Consider the following 2,768-nt stretch of genomic DNA (forward strand, 5'->3'; position numbering starts at 1 on the left):
GGGGGGGGGGGGGGCGGGGCGGCGGGGGGCGGTAGCACGGCGCCCCGGACGCCCGAGGGGCGGAGGCTCATCACGACGCTCATGAGGTCGTGTGCGAGACCGTTGGCAACCTTGCCTCCAAAGCTTTCGTCCTTCACCAACGGAATGAGGCCCAAGGCGTCACTGAACGCTGCATCAGAATTGCCCTGCACCGCGTCGAGGGGAAGCATGGTGATCGAACCCACATCTCCGATGATCGGCACGTACTGGATGTCGTGCATCAGCCTCGGATACCAGTCAGGGATGTGACCTTTCGCCGAGCTGACGACCCCCGGCGCTCCGGCTCCACCGACATTGTTCGGGTGCGGATTCGGGATCATGTTGAGCTGGCACATGCCGTCGGATATCCCGTCGCAGATGCCGTTGCTCTCCATCTCGAGCCAGTTGGCAGGCTCGGTGTACTCGGTGTAGAGGCAGTGCTGGTCCTGTTCGGAGACCGCCACACAGCGGTTCGGATCGTAGAGGTTGTCGGAACTGGGGAAGAGCGGGCGCTTTCCGGTGGGGTCGATTCCCTGGGCAAGACCACTGGTGACCACGCCGCCGTCCGGTCCGCAGCCGTGCCCGTTGTAGTGGAAGCCCTGCTTGCAGGTCGGTTCCTTCGGCTGATACGAAGCCGACGCCGAGAGAGTCGAGGCGCCATGTGAGTGGTTTGCGGCGACTACTGCTGTCACCACTGCTATGACCACTGCCACCACGGAAGCGATGATTTGCTGCCAGGTGGGGCTCAGGCCCGTGGGGTCCGAGCTGCTCACCGGATCGTCGCCGGCGTAGGCGTAGCCACCGATCGATTGAGGTTGACCGGGCTGGAATACCGGGTCGGCTGAGATGAAGCGGCCGGTGGTCGGATCGTATTTGCGTGCTCCGACGTCCACCAACGCGGTGGAGGTGTCGGTGGTTTTGCCGAGGAAGGTGTGGTCGTCGGGCCAGGTGGTGGCGGCGGTGCCGCGGGGGTCGCCGTAGGGCTTGAAGTAGCGGCGGGCGAGGACCTGGCCGGTGGTGGCGTTGACGGTGGTGCTGCCGGTGCCCTGGTTGTTGGCGATCTCGTAGGTGAGCGCGCCGCTGCTCGCGGCGACGATGGAGGGGGCGCCGGGGTAGTCGTAGTAGCGGTTGCCGGTCATCGCGCCGGTCTTGGTGTTGAGTTGGAGTTCCGTCGAGCCGAGGTAGAGGGTGGTGAGGGCGTTGTCGCGGCGGATGAGTTGGTTGCCGTCGGCGTCGTAGAGGTAGCTCGATGTGGTGGCCGGGGTGGTGCTGCTGTCGGTGACGGTGGCCAGGTGGCCCTCGGGGTCCCAGGTGAGGGTCTGCTTGGGGCCGGCGGCCAGGGTGCGGGTGGTGGTGTTGCCGGCCGCGTCGTAGCCGTAGCTGTCGGTGCCGGTGGTGCCGCCGGTGGCGGTGACGCTGCTCAGCAGGTTCGGGCCGGTGCTTCCCGCCGCCGGGTAGGTGGAGGTGCGGGTGGTGTCCTTGGCGGTGTTGCCGGTCGGGTCGTGGTCGGTGACGGAGGAGCGGTCACCGGTCAGGGAGCCGCCTGCGTCGAAGCCGTAGCTCTGCCAGTAGGGCGCAGGGCCGCCGAGTGAGGAGGCGTTCGCGGGCGGGTTGTTGCTGGTGGAGGACGCGCAGGAGCCGAGGGCGCCGGTGGCGGTGGTGGGGCTGTTGAGGTTGGTGGTGGCGGACGGGGTCTGGTCGCCCTTGTCGGCCCAGGCGCTGGTCAGGCGGCCGGCGTAGTCGTAGGTGTAGCACTGGAGGTCGCGGGCCTGGGGGCCGGGCTGGTAGGAGCCGGAGACGGTCCAGTTCTGCAGGTCGGCGGTGGAGGTGAGCTGTCCGGCGGCGTCGTAGGTGTAGGAGACGTCGTCGATGCTGTAGGTGTTGAGCTGGCCCGTATTGACGGTGCTCTGGCCGGCGGTGGTGTCGGTGAAGGTGTTGCTCACCCGGCCGGACGCGGCGTCGTAGAGGTTCTGCTGGACCAGCTGGTACGGGTAGTCGCCCAGGGTGCGGGACAGGATCCGGCCGACCTGGTCGTAGGAGGTGGCCACGACGTAGTCGGCGTTGCCGCCGGCGGCCAGGAGCAGGCCGTTGACGTTGTAGGAGTTGTAGACGGTCTCGGCCGGCAGGCCGCCCGCCGCGGGCAGGTCGGTGTGGTCGAGCAGGCCGGTCACCGGGGTGTAGCTGTTGTTGGTCTGGTAGGTGCCCGCCAGGGCGCCGTTGCCGTCGGCCGCCGGGATGGTCACCGCGTCGCCCAGGGAGCGTCCCGCCGTGTCGTACCCGGTGACGCCGGTGGTGTAGGCGTTGACGCCGCCGTCGGTGTAGCGGGTCGAGCCGGCCGGCAGGCCCCGGTTCGGCTTGCCGTCCGAGGAGGAGGCGGTGTCATAGCTCCACGACGCCAACTCGGTGGAGGCAGCCGGCGTACCACTGTCCGGCCGCTGGGCGTTGTACTCGGCGGTCTTCCGGCCCAACGCGTCGTAGTAGTACGACAGGTACTGGCCGCGGGCGTCCTGGGTCTGCACCAGCAGGCCGGCGTTGTCCTCCACCGTGTAGCTGGTCCCGACGTCCGGGTCAGCCTTGGTGATGTGGTGGCCGAGCAGGTCGGTGGTCGTGGTGGTCCAGGTGTTCTTGCCGGTGGCGTCGGTGGTCGTCGAACTGGTGCCGCCAGGAACGTAGGAGAAGCCGTAGCTGGTGACGTCCGCGTCCGCGGTGTTGCCGGTCGGCGTGGGCGGGTTGTTGCGGTAGGTCCACAA

At 68.2% G+C, this 2,768-nt stretch carries 1 protein-coding gene; it reads right to left on the reverse strand.

Going from position 1 to position 2,768, the window contains the following annotated elements:
- Positions 1-2,768, reverse strand: a 2,768-nt coding sequence (locus TR50_RS41835) for an RHS repeat domain-containing protein (protein WP_160311288.1), incomplete at both ends; no start/stop codon positions are given.

It is taken from the genome of Streptacidiphilus anmyonensis (genome assembly GCF_000787855.1).
GTDB lineage: Bacteria > Actinomycetota > Actinomycetes > Streptomycetales > Streptomycetaceae > Streptacidiphilus > Streptacidiphilus anmyonensis.